At 47.8% G+C, this 6,000-nt stretch carries 8 protein-coding genes; 7 read left to right on the top strand and 1 reads right to left on the bottom strand.

Annotation, left to right across the window (positions count from 1 at the left end):
* Position 1 precedes the first annotated feature (1 nt).
* The 4 genes from YWK_RS20415 (at position 2) to YWK_RS0116380 (ending at position 2,433) form a co-directional block, all read left to right on the top strand.
* A complete protein-coding gene (locus YWK_RS20415; protein WP_051375691.1) occupies positions 2-388 on the top strand; it encodes a helix-turn-helix domain-containing protein in 387 nt (128 codons plus the stop codon).
* A gap of 3 nt (positions 389-391) precedes the next feature.
* Entirely contained in the window at positions 392-643 is a 252-nt protein-coding gene (locus YWK_RS0116370; protein WP_026965649.1) for a hypothetical protein, read from the top strand.
* 133 nt (positions 644-776) lie between these two features.
* Positions 777-1,193, top strand: a complete 417-nt coding sequence (locus tag YWK_RS20420) for a hypothetical protein (protein ID WP_026965650.1) — start codon at positions 777-779, stop codon at positions 1,191-1,193.
* A gap of 136 nt (positions 1,194-1,329) precedes the next feature.
* Entirely contained in the window at positions 1,330-2,433 is a 1,104-nt protein-coding gene (locus YWK_RS0116380; protein WP_051375692.1) for a three-Cys-motif partner protein TcmP, read from the top strand.
* A 25-nt stretch (positions 2,434-2,458) separates the two neighbouring features.
* On the opposite strand, the gene YWK_RS0116385 is transcribed toward YWK_RS0116380, so the two are convergent.
* Positions 2,459-3,178, bottom strand: coding sequence for a DUF5131 family protein (locus tag YWK_RS0116385; RefSeq protein WP_035467349.1), 720 nt, complete (start codon positions 3,176-3,178; stop codon positions 2,459-2,461).
* Positions 3,179-3,359: 181 nt separating this feature from the next.
* Between YWK_RS0116385 and YWK_RS21205 the strand changes: the two genes are divergently transcribed.
* Genes YWK_RS21205 through YWK_RS20430 form a run of 3 tightly spaced genes read left to right on the top strand, consistent with a single transcriptional unit; the run spans position 3,360 to position 5,880 of the window.
* Positions 3,360-3,992 (top strand): ImmA/IrrE family metallo-endopeptidase, encoded by a 633-nt coding sequence (locus YWK_RS21205; RefSeq protein ID WP_051375694.1) that lies wholly within the window; start codon positions 3,360-3,362, stop codon positions 3,990-3,992.
* An 11-nt stretch (positions 3,993-4,003) separates the two neighbouring features.
* On the top strand, positions 4,004-4,441 hold the full coding sequence (locus YWK_RS0116395; protein WP_026965653.1) for a hypothetical protein: 438 nt from the start codon (positions 4,004-4,006) through the stop codon (positions 4,439-4,441).
* A 41-nt stretch (positions 4,442-4,482) separates the two neighbouring features.
* Positions 4,483-5,880, top strand: a complete 1,398-nt coding sequence (locus YWK_RS20430; RefSeq protein ID WP_035467335.1) for a recombinase family protein — start codon at positions 4,483-4,485, stop codon at positions 5,878-5,880.
* Positions 5,881-6,000: the final 120 nt, after the last annotated feature.

The following is a 6,000-nucleotide window of genomic DNA, read 5'->3' on the forward strand; positions in this document are numbered from 1 at the left end:
CATGATTGGCGAGCGGTTAAGACAACTCCGCAAGGCAAAGAAAATGACACAGCAAGACGTTGCTGATCGACTGAAACTTGCGAAGTCAACAATATCCCAGTACGAAAATGGCGTAAATGAACCGGATGCCGACACTTTGGCTAAGCTCGCTGAGTTATTAGATACGACCACCGACTACCTCATCACGGGGGATACAGTATCGAAAGGTGTAGATGCATCTATCTCCCCCGAAGAACGCGAGTTTCTTGAATGGGTAAAAGAACACGTGACCGGGCAGTTTTTTTACGACTTCCACCAGTCGAAAGACAAGGAAGCATATATGCGGAGTTTGAAGCTGATATACGACCTGGAGAAAGGTCGGAAGCCGGGGCAAAAGCAAGGGGAATGATCAATGATAGTTGCTTTCGATGTTCTGGTATTCGTCTGCATCTTAGTTATGGTGGGCCTGCAGTTCCGTGAACGAATGACTCGTGCTCGAAAGGCACTACTACTTGGAACGTTCGTGGTGAGTGCTTCTGCGTTGTTCAATGCTGCCTACATTAGTGTTGGCGGCAAGGTGTGGAGCCTAAGCCAAGTCGCCTGTGGGGCTATAGGTTTCGTCGTCATTCTGTACTCGATGTGGGCCAGTGTGAGGGATATGTAACAGAACAGGGCGGAAGTAAAGGGAGTACAAACAAAGGTGCTAGTCACGCCTTATCTTTTACGCAGCCCAATAACCCGCAAACTATGCGGTTTATTGGAATATTTAATTTCAACTATAGATAGGAGGAATGGATTTGCGAAGCAAAGTATGGGCAAGGATCACTGGACTGATCAGCGCGGCCGTCATCGCTGCAACATCTATGTTTGCAACTGGACCTGCCACAACGGCTTCGGCTGCCACAGCGGTACACTCGTCATCATCGGTTAAAGCCACCACGACTAGCATCAAAGTTGTATCGTCGAAACTGAATGTTCGTCACGGTGCCAACGCCTATGTGACCATTAAAACGTCGCCAGGAGCTTGGTGCTCCATCGCGGTGTACTACAAGTCCGGCAGAAGTAAAGCGGCGGGGCTAACTCCCAAGAGAGCCACTTCAGCGGGGATTGTCACATGGACTTGGATGGTTGGCACACGGACCACACCGGGCAATTGGCCTGTGTACATAACCGCCAACGGTAAGACCATTCGATTGACGTTGCATGTGTCGTAATGAGGTGAAAACTCAATAACAAGCAGTTTGGGAGAGAACGTTGTTCACTGAGCAACGTTCTTCTGTCCATCATTGTTGGAACATTCAGTGATTTCTAAGGTGCGCAATTCAATAACTCATAGAGGAGGTCGTTTTAATGAACGACAATCTGCCGACAATCTGGACACTAGAACCACATACTCTTGCTAAACACATTATTCTTCGCAACTATCTGCGCGCATGGTTCCCGATCATGGGAAAATGGAACCAACGTATTCTTTTCATCGACGGTTATGCAGGACCGGGTGTGTATGACCAAGGCGAAGATGGTTCACCGGTCATTGTGTTAAAAGAAGCAATGAATTACCTTGACGCGTGTACGAAAAACAATTGGCCTAAGCCAGAGATTGTTTGTTTGTTCATTGAACAAGACGGCGACCGTTTCGCCTCACTGACGCAAACGATCGCTCAGATGAAAATCCCGCAGCAAATATCTGTTAAGACAATGAACTCGACTTTCGAGGTAGCCACGTCAAATATCCTCGATTTCCTGGAAAGCAAGGGATCCAACCTAGCACCGGCGTTCGTGTTTATAGACCCTTTCGGCTACACACTTCCATTCAGTTTAATCCAACGCTTAATGAAGCACCCCAAATGTGAAGTGTTTATCAATTTCATGTATGAATTCGTTAACCGTTTCATCACTCGCGCGGGTCAAGAACAGGTAATGACAATGTTATTTGGATGTGATGATTGGCGTACCTTAAATCTTAAGAGTTTGGACCCATCAGCACGTCGACAAGCAATTCATGACTTGTATCAAAAACAGTTAGAACAACATGCAGCTCGTTATGTTCGTTCGTTTGAAATGAAAGGTTTTAAGAATACCACCAAGTACTTTCTCTTCTACGGTACTAACCACAAGAAAGGATTGGAAAAAATGAAGGATGCTATGTGGAGAGTCGACACTGGCGGTGCCTATACATTTTCAGATGCTACCGACCCATCGCAGGCAGTCTTATTCAGCAATGAACCGGATTACGCGTACCTTAAACAACTAATCGTAAACAAATTCAGTGGTCAAACGGTGACAATAGAGGAGATAGAAGACTTTGTACTGTGCGAAACTCCGTTTTTATCAACGCACTTCAAGCGCCAGATTCTTAACCCAATGGAAAAAGGCAATGAACTTAAGGTAGTCAATTCATCCCGAAAGAAAACTGGGAGTTTCCCACCTGGTACCATAATGGCTTTCTCATAAAGAACGGGAGCCAATTGGCTCCTGTTCATGCATACGTCGATAGCGTTGACGGAATCTCATCCCATGTTCGATCATCCAGAAGTCTGCCGGTACGATGCTTCTGGACGCCGCCCCACTGTTTAAAGAAGTAGGCTATTCCTCTTTCAAGGCATTTATCCCTGAGTTCACGAGCCCATTTCGCATCCATCGGACGAGCTCCCGGTCCTGACTCTCCCCCAACAATCACCCAATGAATTCCCTCGAGATTTAGGTCAGCAAGTGACCCGAGCAGGGGTTCGCACGAAAGGAATCGGACCACAGCTGGTACTCTGCGAAGGTGCTCAACGCGACCGGCCACTCGCATGTCTTCAACGCTTGTTCCCATCCAGATGTTGTCCGTCCAGTTCAAAAGATGTGCGATCTCTGCAACACGTTCCGGTCTCTTTGTTAAAACCTGAAACGTGTGCTGACTTGCCGCATTCATCGTAGCGAATACCCTCACAATAAAATCCGTCGGCACATCCTTATGGAATAGGTCCGACATGCTGTTCACAAACACTTTGCGCGGCTTCTTCCACTTGAGCGGCAAATCAACGAGGTCTTCGTGGAGTGTCAATTTGAATCCATTTTGATATCTGGGTTGCCCCATCGCCTTGAGTCGTTTCGCCATCGTCTCAGCATAACAGTGGCGGCACCCTTCACTCACTTTCGTACATCCCGTTGTGGGATTCCAGGTAGCCTCAGTCCACTCGATATGCGAATTCATGACTGCCACAGCAATCATCTCCGTTCATGTTCACCTGCATCTTACCATATGGGTGGATCATCCCACAAAAATAATTCTTCTCAAATACCACCAAACGATGATACAATTTTAGCACATTTTGTCGAACGTGTGTTCGTATCACTCGCAACGAACACCCACATTTTCACAGGAGGAAGCCTCGTTGTTGCAACTACAGTACTATCGCCCCACGCCGTTGGAAGCTGCAATCGTCGATTTTTACCGCAAAAATCATGTCAAGTCACCTCAAGACATCGACTTGGAGATGTTCGCATGGGATGCGGGGGTCTGGATTCATTACTCATCAATGCCCACTACGCATATTGAAACCGATCACAATATGTACTCCATAATCGTCGATAACCGTCTGCCCTGGGAGTTGCAGAAGGTCCAGCTGGCACACGAGCTCGGTCATGTTCTACTTCACGCCGGACGACAGGAGTTTCTAAGGGAGGATTTCCGCGCACTCCAAGAGTGGCAGGCCGATAAGTTTGCGGCATACGCCTTGGTGCCCACATTCATGATTGCGAACTGTTGGGTAGAAGCCTCGTCGCGTGAGCAGCAAGTCAGTCAGTTGGCATACCACTTTGACGTGCCCGAGACGTTTATGGATGGACGTTTAGGACTCCTTGAACGACGGATGCAGGCACTCGCGGCCGAAGCACAACTGGCCGCTGCCATCGCTGAGGAGCGCGCTACATACGACTACAGTTACCGAAATCACTTCAATCCCTCGATTGAGTACCTTGTGAAAGACGGTCGCGTCATTGGTCGCCGCCGGCGCGCCGCGTTGTAAGGAGGTTACGCATGAGTGAGATGTTCGCGGTTCAAATCATGGGCGCCGTACCTTCGCTGCAATACACCATCATGGATCCGGTCTATGACGCCCCGAACCTCCTTGTGCGCTCGTATACGCCATACAAACGTTTCGCCATCCAAGTGGTTGATGATGGACTGGATTCAGCCGGGCTCATGCCCGGTGACTACGCCATCTTCCGTGAACAACGGTGGCCGAATGACGAGTGCCAGGTGTGCGTGGTCGCGTTCGGAGATGACGTATCACTCCGCATCATTGAAGACATCTGGAACACAGAACCGATTCTACGTGTATGCGGCGACAGAATCCCATCCGAGCGGCGCAACCGGAATGATTTCATTGTGTTAGGCGTATTAGATGGCATTGTGAAAGCAGGACTGGAACAGGTTGAACAGGTCGATTCAGAGGAATTTATTTGGGGATGTTAACTGATTGATGGTTGGTTAGTATGGTTCCGAGGTGATTATAGGTGACCATAGCGCTTTACTGCCGCGTTTCAACCGATGAACAGGCGCAACATGGTTTTTCCATTGACCATCAAAAGGAAAGACTCGCGGCATTCTGTGAGTCACAGGGATGGAAGGACTACGAGCATTATGTGGATGATGGGTACACAGGAACCAATTTGAACCGTCCACAACTCACACGTTTAATTCGGCATATCAGGAGCGGCCGCGTGAACATGGTGGTTGTGTATAAGATCGACCGCCTGAGTCGTAAACTACGCGATGCATTGTATTTGCTCGAAGATGTATTCGAAGCAAATGGTGCTGCGTTTCGTTCTGCAACCGAACCGTTTGATACATCCACTCCCATTGGTAAGGCGATGCTTGGGATTCTAGCTGTGTTCGCACAATTAGAGAGAGACACGATTGTTGAACGCTCACGAACAGGTAAGCGTCAACGTACCAGGCGTGGTTTGTGGTATGGTGGCCCCATTCCATACGGTTACGAGTGGTCAACAGAACAACAACGACTTATTGTTGTGCCACAACAAGCGGACCTAGTTCGAGAGATGTTTAGTCGTGTGCTGAAAGGTCAGTCTTATACATCAATCGGTCGTTGGCTTGATAAGCGGGAAAAAGGGCGCTTCTTCTCACACCATAAAACGTTTCTGTACATGGTGACGAACCCCATTTATATGGGGAAACTCAATTATGACGGAAACCTTGTTGATGGCCTTCATGACCCGATTGTCGATGAAGAGACTTGGTATGCAGTTCAAGAAGAAATCCGTAAACGCAAGAAAGGACGTTCCCCGTACGGTCGATACTTACTGAGTAATTTGCTCATTTGCGGCGAGTGTGGGTCCACGATGAAACACATTCATTACAAACGGGATAACGGTCGAAGCGAACATAATTATTATTTATGTAGCTCAAAGCATGCAGGTCATTCATCATGTTCTAATCGATATTTCAAACGAGATGAGTTGGAAGCGTCCGTCATCCGTGCCTTACAGGATGAGGCAACCATTGATCCCGAATTGTTGCGTGAAGAATTACGCGAGAGAAATACAGACAACGACATCGACCAGGCAATTGCATCAATTTCAGCAGAAATACAATCCATCGACGACAAGCTTGAACGATGGTACACAGCCTTCGAGAATGGCTCTATAGACGAAGCAAAGGTCGTAGCAAGGGTAAATGCCTTAGAGGAAGAAAAAAAGGCTCTCCTGACCCGTTTAGACGAGTTAGAGATGATGCAACCAGACGACACTTTTGAGGAGATTCGAACATCACTGTATCAGATACGTAACCAATGGGAGAATTTGAACGAAACAGAACGATCGATGATCCTCAGGACTGCAATTCACAAAGTCACTGTTTATAAAGACGGAAGGCTCGAATTCGATTGGAATTGATTTATTCTCACTTTTGAGGGAAACGCTTCTGCATACGTACAATGCGATCCCGTCACTGCGAATCCAATGGTCTTCCCCTTGAGTTCCAACAGGACAACCTCCTTTATGATACCGGCCTAG

Origin of the sequence: Alicyclobacillus pomorum DSM 14955, assembly GCF_000472905.1 — a bacterium.
GTDB lineage: Bacteria > Bacillota > Bacilli > Alicyclobacillales > Alicyclobacillaceae > Alicyclobacillus_A > Alicyclobacillus_A pomorum.

What these genes read in the sequence shown, in the direction of transcription:
- YWK_RS20415 (WP_051375691.1), top strand. Translation starts at nt 2, where the DNA reads ATGATTGGCGAGCGGTTAAGACAACTCCGCAAGGCAAAGAAAATGACA.
- YWK_RS0116370 (WP_026965649.1), top strand. Translation starts at nt 392, where the DNA reads ATGATAGTTGCTTTCGATGTTCTGGTATTCGTCTGCATCTTAGTTATG.
- YWK_RS0116380 (WP_051375692.1), top strand. Translation starts at nt 1,330, where the DNA reads ATGAACGACAATCTGCCGACAATCTGGACACTAGAACCACATACTCTT.
- YWK_RS0116385 (WP_035467349.1), bottom strand. Translation starts at nt 3,178, where the DNA reads ATGAATTCGCATATCGAGTGGACTGAGGCTACCTGGAATCCCACAACG.
- YWK_RS0116395 (WP_026965653.1), top strand. Translation starts at nt 4,004, where the DNA reads ATGAGTGAGATGTTCGCGGTTCAAATCATGGGCGCCGTACCTTCGCTG.